Here is a 19,685-nt window from a genome sequence, read left to right on the forward strand (position 1 = left end):
GGCAGCTAAAACTTGTGGGTCTCGCTCCCCGCCTACAATCGCCCTAATAATAGCTGTTCCCGTTAGACCAGTAATATCACTAATGACTTTATGCAAATGTAAATTCATCTGGATCAGCGCTTTTTGCATCCGCAAGACGTGGACACAGGTACTTTTAATTAAGTTATCTCGTTGACGAATGTAACTACGTAACACGCAAATTTGATTTTCCGGTCGAAACGACCCCGCCAACAAGCCATAGGTATGCAACTGTTGCAACCACTGACAATCTAGCACGTCCGTTTTGCGACCAGGAACAGTCTTAACATAATGAGCATTTACCAGTCTGACTTCAAACCCTCGGCTTTCTAGGATTTGGAATACTGGTAGCCAATACACTCCTGTGGATTCCATTGCCACAGTTTCAACGCCACAATGCTTTAACCAGTCTGCCATTGCATACAATTCAGCAGTAAAACAACCAAAGCTGCGTACACATTCACGCTCCGCGTCCTGCGGGTATACTTACCCAATGACGATCTGCACCAATATCAATGCCTGCGGCATTAGCGTTGATGGTCGGTAAACTGGAGCCCTGTGCTTTTGGCGATCGCTTGTGTTGACTCATGTTACGTGAACGTGTGTGCTTGTTGGCTTTTATGCAAAGGGTGTACCCTGACCTAGGTGCGGTGTATTAATCTAATCTCCTAACCAGGATAATGACCGGAGCCACTTCACCAATCTTTTCACCAAATCACCCAGAACCAGGCTCAGATACGGGCGCGATTTGCACCATTGTATAAACGGTCTTAACTGTCAGGGCACTCATAAAGTGTAAAATTGATTGCTTTCCAAATTCCCTATTTTTGTGTTTCTTTCATTTTTCACTAGCGATCGCCGCTAGTTAAAGGCTCAGTGATGTGCAAATATCTTTCATCTTCTTGTATGAATGGGTGTGCTCATGTTTCGATGAGTTCGCGAATTTGTGTTCCAGTGGTTGTTCTGTTGTGGTTCACACTCCTGCTCCTTCCCTTTCAGCCTCAACTGGATGGGTTGCTTCGGGTTCCATGTAAATCAGTTCCCAAATGTGACCATCTAAATCCTGAAATCCATGTGCGTACATAAATCCGTGGTCTTGAGGTTCGTTGTAGGTTGTGCCACCAGCAGCAACGGCTTCACGAACCAGCTGATCCACTTTTTCTCGGCTCTCAACTGATAAGCACGTCAACACTTCGGTACTTTTTGTGGCATCGCAAATCGGGTTCGGCGTGAATGTTTTGAATTTCTCATGCGTCAAAAGCATCACAAAGATGGTTTCGGACACAATCATGCAGGTGGCCGTTTCATCGGTAAATTGGGGGTTGAACTGAAAGCCAAGTTTTGTGAAAAACTTGATCGATTGCTGGAGATCTTTGACGGGTAGGTTGACGAAAATTTGAGTACTCATGGTTTCTCCTGGTGTAGTTAGTTGTTGGTCAGTGGTCAGTGGCTATTTAACCTGAGTTCGGGTTAAGCCAGAAGCTAAAAAGCTTATTCTGTCAGGATTGAATAAAACTGGAATTGATCAAAGCAGGGATAAAAGTGGAATCATTTTGTCAATAAGGTTCACAAATGAAACTAATCTCAGCAATATGTCTTATTGACAATAGATGAAAACAGAGGTTTAGACCGAACAACGATAATTCAAGGCTTTTGAGGATTTCTTATCCCGAACTCAGGTTATTTACAAAGGACAAAGGACGAATGACAGATGTTGGTATAGGCTCAGATGGTTTGTTCGCAGTTGATCATCCACGGTGTCCCAAACTGATCGGTCAACATGCCAAAGCGCGATGACCAGAACGTTTGCGCGATCGCCATCTTCACCTTGCCGTTTTCTGCTAGAGCGTGAAAAAGCCGTTCTGCCTCAGCGATTTCAGGAACGCTAATTTGTACGTAGAAACCTTGCGGGGTTTCAAAGTATCCTGGTGGGCAGTCAGATCCCATCAGGAGGCGATCATCTAGTTCAAGGCAAGCGTGCATGATTTTGTCCTGCCATTCCGGTGAGACATTTTCTGCAGAAGGTGCTTCTTTGTGTGTCATCATCATAGTCATCTTGCCACCCAGACATTGTTCATAGAACTTGAACGCTGCCTCACAGTTGCCGTTGAACATCAGGTAAGAATTGAGTTGCATTGATTTCTCCTTTTGTAATCGATTCTGCGTTTTGATGAGCGGATCGTTCGCACATGAACATCATTTGCGCGGTTGGGTCTAAACGTGTAAAAATCTGCCAGCCTCCGGAAAAATCGCCCCTAAAATTAGCTAGTTTGACACCCAAAATCTTGGGTTAGGGGCGATTTTTCCGTCAAGATCGTTGGCTCTAAACCAGTAACTTGTAATGAGGCTGGCAGATTTTTCCGGTTTTAATGAAACGGTTGCTGATGACGTTACTCTTGCTGCTGCGTTTCAAGTTGAGCGCGAATGCGGTCTTCCTGCTCCCTTAAGGCGGGTGTCAGGACTTCACCAAAATCCTCTGCCTCGAATACGGGACGAATCTCAATCTCGGAGTCTCCTGGCATAGGGTTAGGGCAGCGCTTTACCCAAGCAACTGCCTCGGACATTGAGTTCACCTGCCACAGCCAGTACCCTGCCACTAGCTCCTGCGCTGGAGTGAAAGGTCCCTGGGTGACGGTGCGATCAGTTCCTGAAAAGTGAACTCGCACCCCTTTTGAGCTAGGATGAAACCCCTCAGCGGCGAGCAAGATACCTGCCCTGGCTAATTCTTCGTTGTACTGCCCCATTTCAGTTAAAAGCTGTTCGCTCGGCATGACCCCAGTTTCGGAGTCTTGGGTTGCTTTGACAAAGACCATGACTTTCATTGTGAAATCTCCTGTTGAATGGTTTTGAGTTAGATTGCGAGGGGTTGGGTGTGCTGATTAGCGCAAAGCGCAACTCCGAAGGAACCGCTAATCAGCAGCGACACGCTTGAGTTCATCAATCTCGATCTTCTTCATTTGCAGCATGGTAGTGGTCACTTTTTGAGAGGTTGCCGCGTCGGGGTGGTTGAGTAACTCAATCAGAATGCGAGGAATAATTTGCCAGGAGACGCCGTATTTGTCTTTGAGCCAGCCGCATTGCTGTGCGGTTTCATCCCCACCGGCAGACAATTTTTGCCAGTAATCGTCCACGTCCGCCTGGGTATCGCAAAAGATTTGGAACGAAATCGCCTCGTTAAATTTGAAGGTCGGACCACCGTTGAGTGCTGTGAACGGCTGACCATCAAGTTCAAAGCTGACAGTCATGACGGCTCCGGCTGGTTTTCCTTTCATTTCCTGTCCAGCGTCTACATATCGACTGACGTGGACAATTTTGGAATTGCGAAAAATCGACGTATAAAACTGAGCGGCGGCTTCGGCTTGATCATCAAACCATAAACAGGGAGTGATTTTGGAATTGTTTTGCATGAGGGTTCTCCTTGAGTTCAAGCGGTTAAGGACGGTCAGGGCTGTGCTGGTAGTCCCGCAACTTCGATGACAGGACGGATTTCGACGGTGCCGACTTTTGCACCTGGGATGCGGGTGGCGATCGCAATGGCTTCATCCAAATCCTGAGCATTAACGAGGAAGAATCCACCCAATTGTTCGCGGGTTTCGGCAAATGGTCCATCAGTCACGAGTGATTTGCCATCACGGACTTGGACACTGGTTGCGGTTGCAACAGGATGGAGTGGAGCCGTCGCCAGAAATTGTCCTTGAGTATGCAAGTCCTGGGCGAGTTGGGCAGATTCCCCATAGCAATGCTGCCGCTCGGTGTCGCTCATGGCGTTTTCGTCCATATAAATCAGCAGCAAATATTTCATTCGGTTGCCTCCTTTGTGATTAAGTCGAACGGGAATTGTCCAAATCGACACTTGAGTGCAAAAATTTTGTCTAGTACAATTGAACTTTATCTCCCTTTATCAGTCAGTCGAACGGCAATTGCTCAAATCGACACCTTGCCCAAAATTCTTTATGTCTTTTTGTGAAAGGTATGGCTTCAATCCCAAAAACAGATGTGGCTCAAGCAATTGCTGCCCTTTATCGAACTGAATGGGGGCGCATTGTCGCTATTCTGATTCGGCTGGTTGGAGATTTTGATGTAGCTGAAGAAGCTGCACAGGCAGCATTTACAGCGGCAGTGAATCAGTGGGAAAGCGACGGTATTCCCGATCGTCCCCGTGCCTGGATTATCCGAACTGCCCGGTACAAAGCGATCGATCGCCTCCGACGACGCACGAAACTGACCGAAAAACTGGAGTGGTATGCGGCATCTGGCTTAATTCCATCCACTCAAGAACCAACCTATGACAGTGATGAAATTGGAGACGATCGCCTGCGATTAATCTTTACCTGCTGTCACCCGGCACTGGCAACGGAAACTCAAGTAGCGTTGACCCTCCGAATGTTGGGTGGACTGGAAACCGACGAAATTGCCCGTGCCTTTCTGATACCGACTGCAACAATGGCACAGCGGTTAGTTCGTGCTAAACGCAAAATTCGAGACGCAGGCATTCCTTACAAAGTACCTGAGACGACTGATCTCGCTCCCCGGATAGAGGCAGTCCTGACAGTCATCTATCTCATCTTCAACGAAGGCTATGCCGCAACCAAAGGAGATGCGATCGTGCGGGCTGACCTCTGCATCAAAGCGATTCGCTTGGGACAACTGGTGCGGCAATTGCTGGCACCGCAACCCCCATCTGAAGTCACAGCACTGGTGGCGCTGATGTTATTGCACGATTCGCGGCGCAATGCGCGTCTAGATGAGGCAGGCGATTTGATTTTGCTAGAAGATCAGGATCGCAGTCGTTGGAACCACCTACAGATTGCTGAGGCGTTACCTCTGGTAGAGGAAGCGTTGCTCTTTGGAACCGGAGTGTATGCCCTGCAAGCGGCGATCGCAGCCCTCCATTGTCAGGCAACCCGCGCCGAAGAAACAGACTGGGCGCAGATCGTGCGGCTCTATGAGGTGTTGGAACGCTTGCAGCCCTCACCGATTGTGACCTTGAACCGAGCAGTGGCGATCGCAATGGCAGACAGTCCTCAAGCCGCATTTGGACTGATTGATAGCCTTGCTCCACAACTGGACAGTTATCATCTCTTTCATGCCACCCGTGCAGATTTATTCCGGCGTGTTGGAGCATTAGAGGAAGCGACCCAGAGCTATACACGGGCACTAGAATTAGTGACAAATGACAGTGAGCGTCGTTTTCTGGAACGTCGGTTGCGCGAAGTTCAACCTAACATTCAGTCCGGCTAAGGGTTTACAACAGTTTAAAGCGCCAGGCATCCATGATGCCGTTGAAAAAGAAATGAAAAATCTTCTAACAGGGTGAACTTGTAACTTAACAAAAGGCAAAAGAAGACAAGTCGGCTTAGTACTTTAGTACTGTTATAATCCAATCGTTTCATCAAGTTGTGTTAAGGTGCAGCAAATCACCGATCGGCTTTCTAGCACATCCACATCAACTGATAGAGGATTCCGACATGGATAACAATCCCAGCATTCTCTCGCACGTTTCGATTGGTACTAATGATTTTGAACGAGCGATCGCCTTCTATGATGCTGTGTTGCCAACATTGGGCTGTAAGCGATTTATGGAGCATCCGGGGGCGATCGCCTATGGCAAACAGTATCCCGAATTTTGGGTGGGAACTCCCTTCGACGGGCAACCTGCAACGGTTGGCAATGGAACTCACATTGGTTTTATTGCTCCTACAAAAGAAGCAGTCCACGCCTTCTATGAGGCAGCATTAGCGGCAGGAGGCAGCATTCGATGGTGCCCCCGGTGGCAGACCCGACTATCGTGAGCCGTATTACGGCTGCTTTGTGCGCGATCCAGATGGACACAAAATAGAAGCCGCCTTCTGGGATGAGCAGCTTGAGCAGCAACTCAACCAGAACAGTCAATGACCCGCCGCTAAATCTTTGTAGATTCTAGCGGGGGCTTGTAAAAGCCTACATTGACCAGCCCACCTACGGGTAAACGATATTACGGTCACGACACCCCAGGATGCGTGCCAGTTCTGGGCAACTGTCGCTCAAAATTAAACAGCTTTTGACGGGAACCGAGCAGTGTTTTGAGCCGAACAAGCCATGATATCCGGGCGAGGCAAACTTTACTACCGCAAGGTAAGAGGTAACAGTAATGTACGTTTTCGTATTAGATAAAAATAAGCAACCACTTGACCCATGCCATCCAGCAAGGGCAAGAGAGTTATTGAAGCAGGGTCGCGCTGCGGTATACAAACGCTATCCATTTACGATTCTTATCAAGAACAGAGAATTAGAAAATTCAGTCACACATCCACATAGGGTAAAAATAGACCCAGGTAGCCGCACCACAGGAATGACTATACTGCAAGAAAATACCGCCAGATGTGTATTTGCTTGTGAGATAACCCATCGTGGGTTTCAAATTAGAGAAGCACTTCTATCAAGAAGACAGTTAAGAGGTTCCAGGCGATCGCGTAAAACACGTTATCGCAAAGCGCGATTTCTCAATAGAACTCGTCCCAATGGTTGGCTACCACCATCATTGCAATCTCGGATTGATAATATTTTGACTTGGGCGCGGAGGTTACGTCGGATTTGTCCAATCACTACAATTTCTCAAGAGTTAGTTAAATTTGACTTACAAAAGTTAGACCAACCAGAAATCCAAGGTGTGGATTATCAACGTGGTGAGTTATTTGGTTTTGAAGTTAAACAATATCTGTTAGTGAAGTGGCAACATCAATGTGTTTATTGCGGTGTCAAAGATGTCCCACTACAAATCGAACACATTGTTGCTAAATCCTGCGGTGGGACTAATCGTGTGAGTAATTTGACATTAGCTTGTCCTAAATGTAATCAAGCTAAAGGTAATCAACCAATTGCTAAGTTTCTCAGCAAAAAACCTGATTTGTTAAATCACATCTTAGCTCAAGCTAAAAAACCTTTAGTTGATGCTACTGCGGTTAATGCAACACGTTGGGAGTTGTACCGTAGATTACAACAAACTAATTTACCTGTAGAAGTTGGTAGTGGTGGACGAACCAAGTGGAATCGAGTCAACAGAGGAATTGATAAGTCTCACTGGGCTGATTCTTTGTGTGTAGGAGCGAGTACACCAGAAAAACTAATTATCAAAAATATTAGACCTTTGTTGATTAATGCCAAAGGTCACGGTACTCGTCAACGCTGTCGCCCAGATAAGTTTGGCTTTCCTAAAGCTCATGCACATAGAGCTAAATCCTTTCAAGGTTTTACCACTGGTGATATCGTGAAAGCTCGTATCCCTACTGGTAAATTCGCTGGAAGATATATAGGCAGAATTGCCATTAGATTCCGCCCTAGTTTTGTTTTACAAACTTTGGATAAAAAGTTTGATGTTCATCCTAAATACCTGAAAACCATACACAAAGCTGACGGTTATGAATACAAACAATGATGTCCCAAAAGACAATTTTTATTTTGGCAGAAATTCCTCTCCCGCTAAACGAACTCCTTATAGCGGGAGTCCCTTTTCCGCATCTGAGATGGTTGACCAGAGAATGACTCATTTTTAGAGGCAAGATAACACTATGGAATTCCATCCAGGTCGCCTGATTGACCATGTTCATCTACGGGTTGCTGATGTTGCTGCCAGCAAACGGTTTTACCGGGCAGTGTTGCGATCACTCTTTACGAGATATTGATGGCGAAGGGGACGGCTACTTTTTTGCCGATGAGTTGTTTGTCGATCAGGCAGATAGTACACCATCAAAAGTTCATCTTGCCTTTCAAGCCAACGATGAAGCTAACCGTGCAGCAGTTTTATCCTAGCGTGGCAAAACTTACTAGAGGAGAGTGAAAATCCTGTAATCTTGACCTTGTAGCGAAATAATGATGCCTTTACCCGCTAGGAAAGTGTAGGCGCGTCACACAGCAAGCCTGACATATCTAATACTCGTCCAGACCAAACACCAGCTTGTTCTGCAACTTCAGCACGCGCTTTTTCATGCAACCAAATCTCATCCCAACTTAATTCGGATATCGCCAATTGAACTTGAATATTAACCAATTCCTCAGCTTGAAGAGGTTCCATTTCTGCTGCCGTCCATTCAATAAACCACTTAGTTTCTGCTATTACACTCATGACTGCTTCTTTGTGAGCAATGCTGCAAAATGACTTAATACGCGCTAAATTGGAAGCTATATGTCCTAATCGAGTTTGTATATTGTCACTTTGAAACCGTGCTTGTTTTTCATCTAATTTCTGGTTCATATCCACCAATGAGCTCTTGTGTAATTTCTTTGACACGTTCTCGAATCACTGGGTCTTGAATTCACATAGAGCGATTATTCTGGCTAGGACGTATGTTAATAATCGACTCATAAGCTATTGATTGGTCAAAGGGAATCCAATCAGCACCCCATATATCTCGCTGTCTACTTCCATCTTCAAGCAATGCTGCTTCACAGTAAGCGTGTTTTTCCCCTCCTCCTGCTAAAATCTTTCTATATCTACTGCAACTTTAATGTAAATTTTCAAAGTTTGCAGCATTTGTTCAACTTGTTTCAGTGTCGCTCTTTCCCTGATAATCAGTACCAAAATTTCACTCCTACTTACGGATAAATACAGTCTCCGCGCACGGGATAATGGTTGCTACCATTTCACCAATGTCATAGCCGTCTCAACCCAGCAACCTTGCCTTCTGTACGGGCGACAAAGCACCATTGGGGGATCGGTCTTAACTGCCAGAACACTATCTAGAGTGTAATTTTTTTGGCGCATTTTATTTCTTCCATCCATAACGGAAGCGATAGCGTCCGTAAACAGCTTCTAAGAAACCGTATTTGCTAAAGGTTGAGGAATAAGCTCAAAACCAAAAGCAATCGCTTTTTTGTGGAGATTATTGACCATTCGCTCTCGGTAACGCTGCTCATAATAATCCATGCCAGGATCGGTATAATCTCCATCTGTTGTCCAAAGTTTGTAAAAAATCCGGGCAATAGAGATGAGCGGTAGCAGTAATGGCGCTATTGAGAGCCAAGTCGAGAACGTAAGCGACAATAAAACGCACCTAAAGCAGAATTACTTTTTCCGGCAGTTTGTGCTGCCATGCGGAAAGCATCTTCCTGCGAGGTTCACTACCGGACGAGTCTAAGAACTTTTAATTTTGCCACCAGTAATGCGACTGCCAGCGACATTGCGCCAAGCCAGGAGGTAAAATGTTTAACTGTAGGGAATGGACGCTTGATCTAAACCAACCTCAGACAGGATTATTTGTACTGTCAGGACACCAAGACCGTCAACACGAGTAAAATCTAATCCACTCATTAACTTTTCCCAAACTTCTTTCTGCGCTTTGTTTTGGTCGAAAGGCTTATAAGGATGAAATTGCATAGAGGTGCTCACAAGGTTGATTTTTGCTTTATAGATTTTTGTTAAAAGTAAATTGACGAGCACAGTTTTTGCATATGTAGCGTTGTTTGCCGCGTTTGCAACCATTCTTGTTGATTCGAGTGGAATGGCACCGGGGGCATTTCATCCCACCATCCTGACGGCTCTGGAGCAATGGAAGGAAATCATCCCCAATTGTGGCAACAGTGATCGCCGCAAAGGTACGAGCAGCAGCACGGTAGTAGCCTTCGCGTCGCCAGAGCAAACCTACATTACGTCGTAAGGCTGGAGCAGCAAGTTCTACAGCACACAGTCCCTCTGCTTCTTTCAAGCGTAGCGCAAGTGCTGGCAGCACAGTTGCGGCTCCGGTGGCTTGGACAGTAGCAAGTACGCCGCCAATGGTATTCATTTCAACCAACAACTTGGCATATGCACCAGCAGTTTTTAGTCCCTCATCTACAAGTCGTCGCGTGTAGAAGCCTGGCGGAAGTAAGATTAACGCTTCATCTTTGAGTTCGTCAAAACGAACCAGCTTCTGCCTAGCTAGTCGATGAGATGTTGGCAAAATAAGTACTAATTTTTCATCAAACAAAAGCTCTGCTTCTAGAAAGCCAGAGGTAGGGGGTATGAAGCTAATTCCCAAATGCAATTTTCCTTGCTCAATTCTAGACTCTATCTCGTCAGCAGATAGTTCCTGAATGCGGAGTGAAATCCTTGGGTAAGCAGTGGTAAAACGAGCTACTAAGTCTGGAATCATATAGGCGTTTACCGTCTGCACGACTCCAACAGCTAGCTCTCCTCTTTGTAATCCCTCTAATTCTTGAATGGCTTGTTGTGCTTGCTCTAGTTCGGTAAATATTCGTTGTGCATGAGCTTGAAGAATCTCACCCGCCTCCGTGAGCATGACACGCTTGCCGATGCGGTCAAATAGGGTTGTACCCAAGTCTGCTTCTAACTGCTTGATTTGTTGTGACAGTGTCGGTTGAGAAACATAGATGGCTTCGGCAGCACGGGTAAAATGAGCAGCTTCTGCTACAGCTAAGAAATATCGAAGGTGACGTAATTCAATCAAAATCTGCATCGAGCGTTATAGGTTACACCTATCATTTTTATCAAAAATAAGTCTTGCATTAATCAAAACGGCATCTAGATAATTAAAGTAGTTCGTTGAGCAAACAACAAACTAACTAACTAATCAGGAGTTAAACCTGACGAAAGAAACAAACGGAGAACCAAGAACCAAGAATATGGACACAGTTAAATTTCACTCAGCAGATTTTGATAAGACTCCGCCAACCGTCCAAGTTCAGATACCAAAGCGGTTAATTCATCAAGGTGTTGAGTCAGGTACTATCCAAAACGCCTACTCCCAAGCTCGCAAACACCCAGTTTTCTTCATCGATCTGCCGTCGATTGCAATTAGCATGACCATCGGTGGGCTAACTCCAAATGGGCGTTCCAATCGACACCGCCATACTTATGAAACAATTCTCTTTGTTCTAGAAGGGCAAGGTTACAGCATGATTGAAGATCAAAAAGTGGAATGGAAAGCAGGAGATGCCGTTTATATTCCAGTATGGGCATGGCATCATCATGTCAATCTAGATCCAGACAAGCCTGCCAAGTACTTAGCTTGTGAGAATGCACCAATGCTTCAAAACATGGGGAATTTAGCTTTGCGTGAAGAAGCTAATTAGACTTGTCGCTTTATAAAAAATTAGTGTCTGAAACCCTTGCTTTGCTTGGCTCGAAAAATTCAAAACCTTTATTAGGCGACAAGTCTATTAATTAGGAGAACAAAAAAATGCCAAATCTAAATTTGCACGGCATCATTGCCTATCCTGTTACCCCATTCAAGGACAGTGGTGAAACGATTGATACAGACACATTATCTCAATTGATTGAGCAACTGATCGAAAATGGCTCTCACGCGATTGCCCCTTTAGGTAGTACTGGCGAAAGTGCTTACCTCTCAGATGCTGAATGGGAGGAAGTAGCGTTCGTTTCGATTCATCAAGTGGCTAAACGAGTCCCTACTGTTGTTGGCATCTCAGAACTCACTACACACAACGCAATCCGGCGTGCCAAGTTTGCTGAGCAAGTGGGAGCTGATGCAGTTATGGTGCTGCCAATTTCCTACTGGAAACTTTCTGAGCGTGAAGTTTTTCAGCATTATGCTGCAATTGCCCAAGCAATTAGTGTTCCGATCATGGTTTACAACAATCCTGCTACAAGTGGGATTGACTTATCACCAGAGTTGATTGCTCGGATGGTGAAGGAAATTGATAACGTCACTATGGTGAAGGAGAGTACGGGGGACATCCAGCGGATGCACCGTTTATACGAGCTTTCTGACGGAACTATTCCCTTCTACAATGGCTCTAACCCTCTGGCACTAGAGGCTTTTGTTGCTGGAGCGAGTGGCTGGTGTACTGCGGCTCATAATTTAATTCCAGAATTTACCACTGCACTTTATGAGTTCGCCCGCAAGGGAAATTTGTTTGAGGCTCAACGGATTTTTTACCAACAATTACCCTTGCTAAAATTTATCCTCAAAGGAGGGCTACCTACTACGATCAAAGCCGGTTTACAACTTTTAGGAATTAAAGCTGGAACGCCCCGTCTACCTATGCTGCCACTAGATGAAGCTGAAGTGAGACAACTAGATAGCATACTAACACGACTCGGCAAAGGACAGTTAGCCACTTCACTAAGTAAATAAGCTGAGGTAGAGGACTGCTCTATTGAGGTTGGCTTACCTAAAAGCTTTAAAGGGTGTTGGGATTAGAAGAAATTCTCTAATCCCGTTACTACTGAGTGTTAGCTCATAGGAGAAGAAAAAATGGAGTTGAGAATTTTGCAGTTTTTAAGTAACCAGGCAGCTACTGGAGAAGATGTCTGCCGAATACTAGGCTTTGATTCAAAAGCTTTTAGGCTAATCACACAGGAACTTTGGAAAAACGAATTAATTCAGGGAGAAGTTGCGGACGGTTGTTGTTGTGCTCCTTGTGGCAGTATGTGCGTTAGTGCAATGAAAATAAATAGGGTTTGGCGACTATCCACCAAGGGACAACTACTCCTCAAAATAGCTTCTTTAGAGAACAAAGCTTTTGACGCAGTTTAATCTACCACCACTGCATTTATAGATTGATTCATCCTTTTGAGCGGTTTGAATTAAGTCGAAAGCACCTGAATTTACTTGAAATTGAATTGGTTAAATACCCATGAAAAATGCTATTGCCATTCGACACGTTGCTTTTGAAGATTTAGGTAGTTTAGCTCCAATTCTTTTGCAACAAGATTACGCGATCACATACTTAGAGGCGGGTTTTGATTCCCTCGCTGAAATTAATCCGCTGGCTCCAGAACTCCTGATTATTCTAGGTGGACCAACTGGCTAGGCTCTCTTCAGTTTGATGAAACTAGTAAAAAGTAAAGATTGAATCAACTAGAACAGTTTCTAAACAGCGGGTAGAGCGGGCAAAACTGTTGCTCTCGAAGATGGATTTAACAATCACGAACATTGCATTACAAGCTTACCCTATTCCTTTTTTGGCTCTACTTCTTCTCAAATGGCTAAAGTCGAGCTAATGATGTAATCGTGCTTTGGCTGCTCTACATTGATGCGTTGCACCCATTAGAGCAACTTTCCCACCACAACTGTGACTGAACAGTAAAAACTGGCGCTTCGGAGCTTCGGAGTAGCACTCTCTCAAGGATTTTTCAACAACAAAAGGAGAAAATGATGAAATTTGAAAATAAAGTGGCTTTGATTACGGGAGCAACTTCGGGAATTGGAAAGGCAACCGCTAAAGCATTCGGTGTTGCAGGAGCTAAGGTGGTTTTCTCAGGACGACGCGAACCAGAAGGTAAAGCAACAGAAGCTCAGCTACGAGATGCTGGTGTTGACTGTTTATTTGTGCGATCGGATGTCTCGAACGAAGCCGAGATAAAAGCGCTTGTGCAAACCACCGTCGAGAAGTTTGGGAAACTCGACTGTGCCTTCAATAACGCGAGTATAGAGGCACTTCCAAAACCCCTGCACGAGCAATTGATCGAAGACTTTGACAAACTGATGGCGATTAACACACGGGGACTGTTCTTGTGCATGAAATATGAAATTCAGCAAATGCTGACTCAAGGAGCTGGGGCGATCGTCAATACCTCCTCGTTAGGAGGGTTGATTGCGTTTCCAGGGGCATCTCCATATGTCGCGAGTAAACATGCAGTCATGGGACTGACACGAGCGGCAGCGTTAGACTATGCCAAGCAGGGCATTCGGATTAATGCGGTTACCCCCGGTGCTACTGCGACTGAGATGCTTGATCGTAGCCTTGCTCGGATGGGCATCACGGCTGATGATTTCGCATCTACGGTTCCGATGGGGCGCATAGGACAGGCAGAAGAAATTGCTCAAGCTGTCGTTTTTCTTTGCTCTGATGCTGCCAGCTACATCACTGGACAACCCCTAGTGATTGATGGCGGATTTACAGTGAGCTGATCAAGACCATCAAGTCAGCGGCTTTGTAGACGAGGGATCGCAGACAGGAAAGATTTCTCCCTATCTATAGCTGTATTAGAGATTTGAATAAGGCTGTTTGCTAGAGATGAGCCAGCCTTGATTGTGTGTTGTCTACCAGGAAGGAAAACAAAACGATGAAACTCAATTCCTACATACAAGATTTTGGTGTTCGACCTCAAAAGCAGAATCTGGAGTGGTCAAACCAGTCTCACCTCAAATCGTCGCAGCAGGAGTTCCAGGCTGATACTTGGGTACACCTTTTGGAACTTCCCAGTACCTTTAGTTTTGACGAAGCACTGCTACTTTGTCAGGTATCAGAGGATCAGTGGGCAGCGTGGATTCCCAATCATGGTGAAGTGGTGCTACACACCCGTCAATTTTGCGCTCGCTTTTAGATGACTTAGGTGCAACTCGAGTTTTGAACTATGTTAACCGCAACCCAAACCATTGAATCTTGCTCTACAGACCTCGACAAAGAGGTTGTTCATTTGCTCAATTATGCAAGAACTAACCTACTGACCAAGATGCCAGGACAGCTAAAAATGACATCCTACCTGAGACGACTGAATTACGGCAGAAGAAATACTTGAATAACATCATTGAGCAAGATCATCGAGCGGTAAAACGACTGACGAAGGCAGGCGCTGCAAACGGTATTCGTATCCTGTCGCCGGAAGAAACCGCCAAGGAACTGCCGCACTACCCAGGATTTGGGGCCAACCTGGAGAAGATTGGACACTAGAGCGCCGATCGCCCAATGCCAAATGGCTGTAATCGAGCGTTAATCTCGGCAGCTAGAATACGCGCTTGGAGAATTGGCGTTGGCTTCCAACATTCCCCAATGCTCGCCATATCTTTACACGCGCTGTTACCCCTAATCTTTTCCTAACAATTTGAAGCTTGTAGTTTTTATTCAAGAAGTATTGAGTAGGCAAACATCCCTACGCTCTTAGTGAATAGTTTGAAGCGAAATCAAAATTCTGAAGCAATGATAGAGAAAATGCCACATTTACTCTCAATTCAAGTTGGTCTTCCCAAACAATTGGGAGTGGAAGGTGCCTTTAACCCAACGCAACGTTCCTGGTCAACCGGATTTTTCAAAGAACCCGTTGAAGGTTCTGTCTGGCTAGGGCAAACGAATCTAGAAGGCGATGGACAGGCAGATTTGAAACATCATGGAGGTCCCGAAAAAGCAGTGCTTGCTTATGCAGCAAAACATTATTCTTACTGGCAAAATACTTTTAATCGTTCTGATTTAGCGTATGGGGCATTTGGGGAAAACTTCACTATAGCAGAGATAACAGAAGCATCTATTTGTATCGGAGATACCTATAAGATTGGAGAAGCATATATTCAGGTTTCTCAACCTCGTCAACCTTGTTGGAAACTATCACGACGTTGGCAAATCCACGATCTAGCGCTTCAAGTGCAAAAAACAGGCAAGACTGGTTGGTATTTCCGCGTTCTAAAGGAAGGGTATGTTGAGCGGAGCCTACCACTTGTTCTTCTTTATCGCCCCTTCCCTCAATGGACAGTTGCTAGAGCCAATGCAATCATGCATCACCAATTAGATGACCGAGAAGCAGCAGCACAACTGGCTGCTTGTCCGTTTCTGGCATCAAACTGGCAACAAACCTTGTCTAGGCGTGCAACTATGGGCATTAATCCAGATCCCAATTCTCGCTTGTTTGAAATCAAATCTATCGGATTCTGAAAGAGTAGTTACTACTTTCATGATTAATTAAGTTGAGCATTTATCTACCCGATCACAGCCACCATTAAGCCATTTCTGTCAAAATCGGAACACAGCGCGGAAGACGTTGAAAATATGTATCAAGCCTGGTTCAAGTCAATCACTCTACAAGCGACGCTTTGGTGTACCCCCCTATGCCAAAGATACATATTTCTAATCTGGAGGTACTCATGGAATTTGTTGGTGTTTTTCTAGTTTTCTCACTGTCAGTATTAAGTGTTGTCGTGCTGGCGATGGGATTACTCTTCTTGCAGCTTTGTTGGTCTTGGCATCACGCCTACTTTCGATAAAGAGTTTATCATCAACGATGCTTTCGCAAAGATGCCTCACTTTTGTCCCTGAGGTTATTTATCGAGCTTTGGTGAAAAATTAACTGCATTTCACCAGGATTGATGCCTCTCTACATCACGCAAAGGCATCAACACCGTAACATCTTTGATGGTATGCACTCATAGCACTTTCTAACCACTTCCATTCGCTTCAGTTCTTAATTCATACAACAGGAGGTTGTTATGAAACGTTTTCTGATTGCTTTGCTCGGTATTGGTTTAAGCCTCACGTTGGCAATGCTCCATTCCAGTCTTAAAGCTGATGCCCGTCCTACAACTCAATCTATGGCAGCGGCAGTTGCACAATCGACTGCTCAAGTTGTGCCAACTCCAAACTCACCTGATCTAGAAATTTTGGGCACCAGCGTTCGTTATCTCAAAGATGCAGATTTACTCATTTTTGAGCAAATTGTGAAAGGAATGGCTGGCAAAACACTGCCCAAACCTAAGGGTAGCGTTGATGGTGCACCTGTACTGGGCTATGTCTTTCCAACGACTCTAAAACCCGAAGATGCTGGATTTGGGAAGGTTGAAGGGATTTTGGCACTGGCAGTCACGTCTCATCCAGACTTCGATGACACGCCACTGTGGGATGAGAACAACAACTCGAACTATGCCGATGATGGCATTATTTTTCATAGCCATTGGGTCGTACTGGTCAAGGACGATCGCGTCCCTGGTAGCTTATCGGTCAAACAGTTCAACAAAACCGACAAAGCTGTTGTGCTTCCACCCACCAATCCCGGTATGCCAATGTATTTGGATTCTCCCGGTTTCCCTGTTTTGCTAAAAGGTAACAAGCTCAGTGTTCTGGTTCCGGCTCAACGCATTCAATCTAAAACAGAGTTCGAGTTTGATGGAGTTGTTGCTTATATGCAGGTGAATACCACGAACAAAAATCTCCCCATGCTTGGGGTCTATCAAGCGTATAGCGTTAGTTCAGGGAATTTAAGCCTTCCCTACAGTGTGCAACCTCAGTAACGGAGAAAATTAAATGGCTCTCAATGTTGAATTGCTAGAAAGCAGCTTTGCTCAGATTAAGGTGAACAGCTTAGAGGTGACTAAACGGTTCTACACATTGCTGTTTACAGACTATCCAGAAGTCCAGCCTTTGTTTGCCAATACCCATATGGAAAAGCAGGGCAAGCAACTGTTTCAATCTCTCGTCTTTACTGTCAATAACCTGCGTAAACCAGATGCCTTAAGCGATGCATTGAGAGGCTTGGGCACTCGACACGTTCAGTACGGTGTATTGCCGCAACACTATCCAATGGTGGGCAGTAGCTTGCTTAAAGCTTTTGAGCTAAGTCTGGGTACAGCCTGGACTCCTGACGTGCAACAAGCGTGGATAGAGGCGTATGAAGTTGTGGCTCAATTAATGCTGGAAGGTGCAGACTACTCACCAGAACGTCTGATGCCAACTGTAGTGAAATAGCAGGTCAGTAAACTTGGTCGTCTACCAGGTTTACTACCTTCAGGCGATCGCCTTCAGCCAACGCAATTAACAGGAGAACAAACAATGGATACGATTGCACTGGTTCCTAACAACTCGTTGATCACCGAAACACCTGAGGAAGGACGGCAATTAGCCGTGAAACTGGCGCGACTGATTATCAAGCTGACTCAACCCGATGAAGAGAAGCGCAAGCAGCTACGAGATGTCTATGGTAACGATGCCATGATGTTGATTGCCATAGGGCAAACAGTTGCCACTGAGTTTGCCACCATCGCGGCTGCTAACAATTACTGGCAGAAGTGAGGTGGGCAATGAATGACTATTGTTTAGTGGACTAAACACCTTTGCACCTTTAAAAGAATAACCCAGGAACTATGCAAGTAACGTTTCATGGGCAACCGATGCGATTGCTGGGCTTACTATTGAAAGTTGGTGAACTGACAAGTCAGCGCTTGCGCGATCGCGCCCGTAACGTGCGGGTGATTGACAACAACCTGTCAAGAATGTGCTGCCACTGGCGCGATCAAGCAACACATCTTGATTGGGCTAGAAAAAATTGGGCTGGCGCTGAAAAGTCAATCCTGGCAGGATGCTGGACAACAAGGCTTAACACCGACTCAAGGACAAATCCTGGCGCTTCTGATTGATAAAGGCAACATTGGGATACGTTTGTCAGAGGTGGCAAAACATCTTGCGGTCACGGCTGCCACTGCCAGTGATGCGGTTACGTCGCTGGTCGATAAAGGGTTAGTGCAAAAAACGCGATCGTCTCAGGATGGACGAGCGATCGCCATCACGTTAACCACTCAAGGACAGCAGACAGCGACACAAACAGCGTCCTGGTCTGATTTTCTGCTAAACACCGTGAATGAGCTATCGGAGGAGGAACAAGTAATCTTTCTGCGGGGGCTAATTAAAATGATTCGCAAGCTTCAACAACAGGGACAGATTTCAGTGGCAAAAATGTGTGTTACCTGTCAATTCTTTCAGCCCAATCGGTATCCAGAGTCAGATCGTCCACATCATTGTGCGCTGGTGAATGCACCCTTTGGCGATCGTCATCTTCGTCTCAACTGTGCCGAATACGTTGCAGCCGATCCTGAAATGGCTAAACAAAATTGGAACCTTTATCTTTCATAGTTTTCTCGTTTTCGAGATATCTCAGCTAATTCGCTCCCGATCTGAACCCTCCTGCACTTCTGTTGTCGTCACCGCACGGCGCTGGCTCGACTTTGCGCGCCCGGTTGCCCAGATAACCTGCGAAAAAATGAAACCCCAATAATTACAAAGAAATGCAAATTATTACTTGACTCATAGCAATTTTAATGCATTTATTTGTGCCAAAAACCAAAGTGAGTGCTACTCGTGGTCAAATTGCTTGTATACTATATTTCCTGAAAATATATCCGTACGTAAAATTTCTTATGTTACGTCGCTCTTAACAAATTTCATCAGTATGTTTTTACAGTACCAAAAAGCGGGACAATAAAAATCAGACATCTTAACATCAGACGAAACTTACCTTATGTCTGATTTACTAGACGGTGGGAATATTGACCAAATTATGCAGGGGGTAGAGGGGCGGGGGGCAGAGGAGCGGAGGAGCGGAGGAGCGGAGGAGATGGCAAGAGAACTTATAAAAAGTCACAAAGAGTTAGAAGTGTATCAAATGGCTTTTGATGCAGCTATGAAAATTTTTGAATTTTCAAAAAAGTTGTCTTATAGAAGAGAGGTATTCGTTGACTGACCCTCCGGGTTCCAGTCGCTCATGGGGGAAACCCCCAAGACCGCGCTGCTTCACCAAATTCGGCGTTCGTCGCGTTCTGTTTGTGCTAATTTGGCGGAAGCTTGGCGTAAACGTCGTTATCAAGCAGCATTTGTAGCTAAATTGAATGATTGTGTTCGCGCAGCGTTCCCGAAGGGAATAGCAGAAGCTGCTGAAACTCAAACTTGGATTGAATTTGCTGTCAAATGCAACTATATGGATGTAGAAGCAGGGCGAGAACTCTACGGCACTTACAACCGAATCTTAGGCGGTTTGGTGAATATGATTGCTAACCCTGAGCCGTGGCTAATGAAACGTTGAAGTTCTTTCCCCATGCCCCCAATACGGTTCAGTTAAGATATTTATTCGTTGAGACACTGCTAGGGGATGGGGAGATGGGGAGCAGAGGAGAAGTAGGATATACGTTGGGAAAAAACGCTCTTGCTCCTGAAGGTTCTGGTCGCACAGCAGAGTTAGTCAATGCCGCAGAGCG

25 protein-coding genes and 6 pseudogenes are annotated in these 19,685 nt (G+C 45.4%); 19 read left to right on the plus strand and 12 right to left on the minus strand.

Features of this window, described 5'->3' with window-relative positions:
• The 6 genes and pseudogenes from V5G28_RS26510 to V5G28_RS26535 form a co-directional block, all read right to left on the minus strand.
• Positions 1–607, minus strand: a pseudogene (locus V5G28_RS26510) (IS110 family transposase); the annotation flags it as partial.
• A gap of 384 nt (positions 608–991) precedes the next feature.
• A complete protein-coding gene (locus V5G28_RS26515; RefSeq protein WP_336231349.1) occupies positions 992–1,426 on the minus strand; it encodes a VOC family protein in 435 nt (144 codons plus the stop codon).
• A 317-nt stretch (positions 1,427–1,743) separates the two neighbouring features.
• Positions 1,744–2,154 carry a VOC family protein gene (locus tag V5G28_RS26520; RefSeq protein ID WP_069072388.1) on the minus strand — a complete coding sequence of 137 codons (411 nt, stop codon included), beginning with the start codon at positions 2,152–2,154 and terminating at the stop codon, positions 1,744–1,746.
• 254 nt (positions 2,155–2,408) lie between these two features.
• Positions 2,409–2,840 carry a YciI family protein gene (locus V5G28_RS26525; RefSeq protein WP_335011947.1) on the minus strand — a complete coding sequence of 144 codons (432 nt, stop codon included), beginning with the start codon at positions 2,838–2,840 and terminating at the stop codon, positions 2,409–2,411.
• A gap of 87 nt (positions 2,841–2,927) precedes the next feature.
• The gene (locus tag V5G28_RS26530) at positions 2,928–3,425 is read right to left on the minus strand and encodes a VOC family protein (protein ID WP_336231350.1); all 498 of its coding nucleotides are present in this window, start codon (positions 3,423–3,425) and stop codon (positions 2,928–2,930) included.
• A gap of 35 nt (positions 3,426–3,460) precedes the next feature.
• Positions 3,461–3,820 (minus strand): YciI family protein, encoded by a 360-nt coding sequence (locus V5G28_RS26535; RefSeq protein ID WP_073644552.1) that lies wholly within the window; start codon positions 3,818–3,820, stop codon positions 3,461–3,463.
• 170 nt (positions 3,821–3,990) lie between these two features.
• Between V5G28_RS26535 and V5G28_RS26540 the strand changes: the two genes are divergently transcribed.
• The 4 genes from V5G28_RS26540 (at position 3,991) to V5G28_RS26555 (ending at position 7,806) form a co-directional block, all read left to right on the plus strand.
• On the plus strand, positions 3,991–5,259 hold the full coding sequence (locus tag V5G28_RS26540) for an RNA polymerase sigma factor (RefSeq protein WP_336231351.1): 1,269 nt from the start codon (positions 3,991–3,993) through the stop codon (positions 5,257–5,259).
• Between the two features lie 227 nt (positions 5,260–5,486).
• Entirely contained in the window at positions 5,487–5,810 is a 324-nt protein-coding gene (locus V5G28_RS26545) for a VOC family protein (protein WP_336231352.1), read from the plus strand.
• Between the two features lie 338 nt (positions 5,811–6,148).
• A complete protein-coding gene (gene iscB, locus V5G28_RS26550) occupies positions 6,149–7,432 on the plus strand; it encodes an RNA-guided endonuclease IscB (RefSeq protein ID WP_336231353.1) in 1,284 nt (427 codons plus the stop codon).
• A 158-nt stretch (positions 7,433–7,590) separates the two neighbouring features.
• Positions 7,591–7,806 carry a hypothetical protein gene (locus V5G28_RS26555; RefSeq protein WP_336231354.1) on the plus strand — a complete coding sequence of 72 codons (216 nt, stop codon included), beginning with the start codon at positions 7,591–7,593 and terminating at the stop codon, positions 7,804–7,806.
• A 76-nt stretch (positions 7,807–7,882) separates the two neighbouring features.
• Here V5G28_RS26555 and V5G28_RS26560 read toward each other — a convergent pair whose 3' ends face one another.
• The 6 genes and pseudogenes from V5G28_RS26560 to cynR all read right to left on the minus strand — a co-directional run.
• Entirely contained in the window at positions 7,883–8,248 is a 366-nt protein-coding gene (locus V5G28_RS26560; protein ID WP_336231355.1) for a hypothetical protein, read from the minus strand.
• Positions 8,229–8,527: pseudogene (locus V5G28_RS26565) on the minus strand (DUF5674 family protein). The gene V5G28_RS26560 and the pseudogene V5G28_RS26565 overlap by 20 nt, the downstream one beginning before the upstream one ends.
• Positions 8,528–8,806: 279 nt before the next feature.
• Complete coding sequence (locus V5G28_RS26570) at positions 8,807–9,037, minus strand: hypothetical protein (protein ID WP_336231356.1); 231 nt, start codon at positions 9,035–9,037, stop codon at positions 8,807–8,809.
• A 162-nt stretch (positions 9,038–9,199) separates the two neighbouring features.
• On the minus strand, positions 9,200–9,370 hold the full coding sequence (locus V5G28_RS26575) for a hypothetical protein (protein WP_336231357.1): 171 nt from the start codon (positions 9,368–9,370) through the stop codon (positions 9,200–9,202).
• A 49-nt stretch (positions 9,371–9,419) separates the two neighbouring features.
• A pseudogene (locus V5G28_RS26580) lies at positions 9,420–9,515 on the minus strand (transposase-like zinc-binding domain-containing protein); the annotation flags it as partial.
• Between the two features lie 63 nt (positions 9,516–9,578).
• Positions 9,579–10,448, minus strand: a pseudogene (gene cynR / locus V5G28_RS26585) (transcriptional regulator CynR); the annotation flags it as partial.
• Between the two features lie 166 nt (positions 10,449–10,614).
• Between cynR and V5G28_RS26590 the strand changes: the two are divergent.
• The 15 genes and pseudogenes from V5G28_RS26590 to V5G28_RS26660 form a co-directional block, all read left to right on the plus strand.
• Complete coding sequence (locus tag V5G28_RS26590) at positions 10,615–11,064, plus strand: cupin domain-containing protein (RefSeq protein ID WP_190733512.1); 450 nt, start codon at positions 10,615–10,617, stop codon at positions 11,062–11,064.
• A gap of 107 nt (positions 11,065–11,171) precedes the next feature.
• Positions 11,172–12,089, plus strand: a complete 918-nt coding sequence (locus tag V5G28_RS26595) for a dihydrodipicolinate synthase family protein (protein WP_336231359.1) — start codon at positions 11,172–11,174, stop codon at positions 12,087–12,089.
• A gap of 120 nt (positions 12,090–12,209) precedes the next feature.
• On the plus strand, positions 12,210–12,491 hold the full coding sequence (locus V5G28_RS26600; RefSeq protein WP_336231360.1) for a hypothetical protein: 282 nt from the start codon (positions 12,210–12,212) through the stop codon (positions 12,489–12,491).
• A 100-nt stretch (positions 12,492–12,591) separates the two neighbouring features.
• Complete coding sequence (locus V5G28_RS26605; RefSeq protein ID WP_336231361.1) at positions 12,592–12,768, plus strand: hypothetical protein; 177 nt, start codon at positions 12,592–12,594, stop codon at positions 12,766–12,768.
• A 341-nt stretch (positions 12,769–13,109) separates the two neighbouring features.
• A complete protein-coding gene (locus tag V5G28_RS26610) occupies positions 13,110–13,868 on the plus strand; it encodes a glucose 1-dehydrogenase (protein ID WP_336231362.1) in 759 nt (252 codons plus the stop codon).
• 155 nt (positions 13,869–14,023) lie between these two features.
• Positions 14,024–14,284, plus strand: coding sequence for a hypothetical protein (locus V5G28_RS26615; RefSeq protein ID WP_336231363.1), 261 nt, complete (start codon positions 14,024–14,026; stop codon positions 14,282–14,284).
• 140 nt (positions 14,285–14,424) lie between these two features.
• Positions 14,425–14,526, plus strand: a pseudogene (locus V5G28_RS36875) (IS6 family transposase); the annotation flags it as partial.
• Positions 14,527–14,889: 363 nt separating this feature from the next.
• Positions 14,890–15,603 carry an MOSC domain-containing protein gene (locus V5G28_RS26625; RefSeq protein ID WP_336231365.1) on the plus strand — a complete coding sequence of 238 codons (714 nt, stop codon included), beginning with the start codon at positions 14,890–14,892 and terminating at the stop codon, positions 15,601–15,603.
• A gap of 173 nt (positions 15,604–15,776) precedes the next feature.
• The gene (locus V5G28_RS26630; RefSeq protein WP_336231366.1) at positions 15,777–15,932 is read left to right on the plus strand and encodes a hypothetical protein; all 156 of its coding nucleotides are present in this window, start codon (positions 15,777–15,779) and stop codon (positions 15,930–15,932) included.
• Positions 15,933–16,154: 222 nt separating this feature from the next.
• Positions 16,155–16,952 carry a hypothetical protein gene (locus V5G28_RS26635; RefSeq protein WP_336231367.1) on the plus strand — a complete coding sequence of 266 codons (798 nt, stop codon included), beginning with the start codon at positions 16,155–16,157 and terminating at the stop codon, positions 16,950–16,952.
• 13 nt (positions 16,953–16,965) lie between these two features.
• Positions 16,966–17,406, plus strand: a complete 441-nt coding sequence (locus V5G28_RS26640; RefSeq protein WP_336231368.1) for a globin family protein — start codon at positions 16,966–16,968, stop codon at positions 17,404–17,406.
• Between the two features lie 84 nt (positions 17,407–17,490).
• Positions 17,491–17,730: a hexameric tyrosine-coordinated heme protein gene (locus tag V5G28_RS26645; RefSeq protein WP_336231369.1), complete on the plus strand. Its 240-nt coding sequence runs from the start codon at positions 17,491–17,493 to the stop codon at positions 17,728–17,730.
• 180 nt (positions 17,731–17,910) lie between these two features.
• Complete coding sequence (locus tag V5G28_RS26650; protein ID WP_336231370.1) at positions 17,911–18,567, plus strand: MarR family transcriptional regulator; 657 nt, start codon at positions 17,911–17,913, stop codon at positions 18,565–18,567.
• 481 nt (positions 18,568–19,048) lie between these two features.
• Positions 19,049–19,513: pseudogene (locus V5G28_RS26655) on the plus strand (four helix bundle protein).
• Positions 19,495–19,685, plus strand: a 191-nt coding sequence (locus V5G28_RS26660; protein ID WP_336231371.1) for a PsbP-related protein, incomplete at its 3' end; no start/stop codon positions are given. The pseudogene V5G28_RS26655 and the gene V5G28_RS26660, both read left to right, overlap by 19 nt.

Origin of the sequence: Scytonema sp. PRP1, assembly GCF_036697665.2 — a bacterium.
Classification (GTDB): Bacteria; Cyanobacteriota; Cyanobacteriia; order Cyanobacteriales; family Nostocaceae; genus Kalymmatonema; species Kalymmatonema gypsitolerans.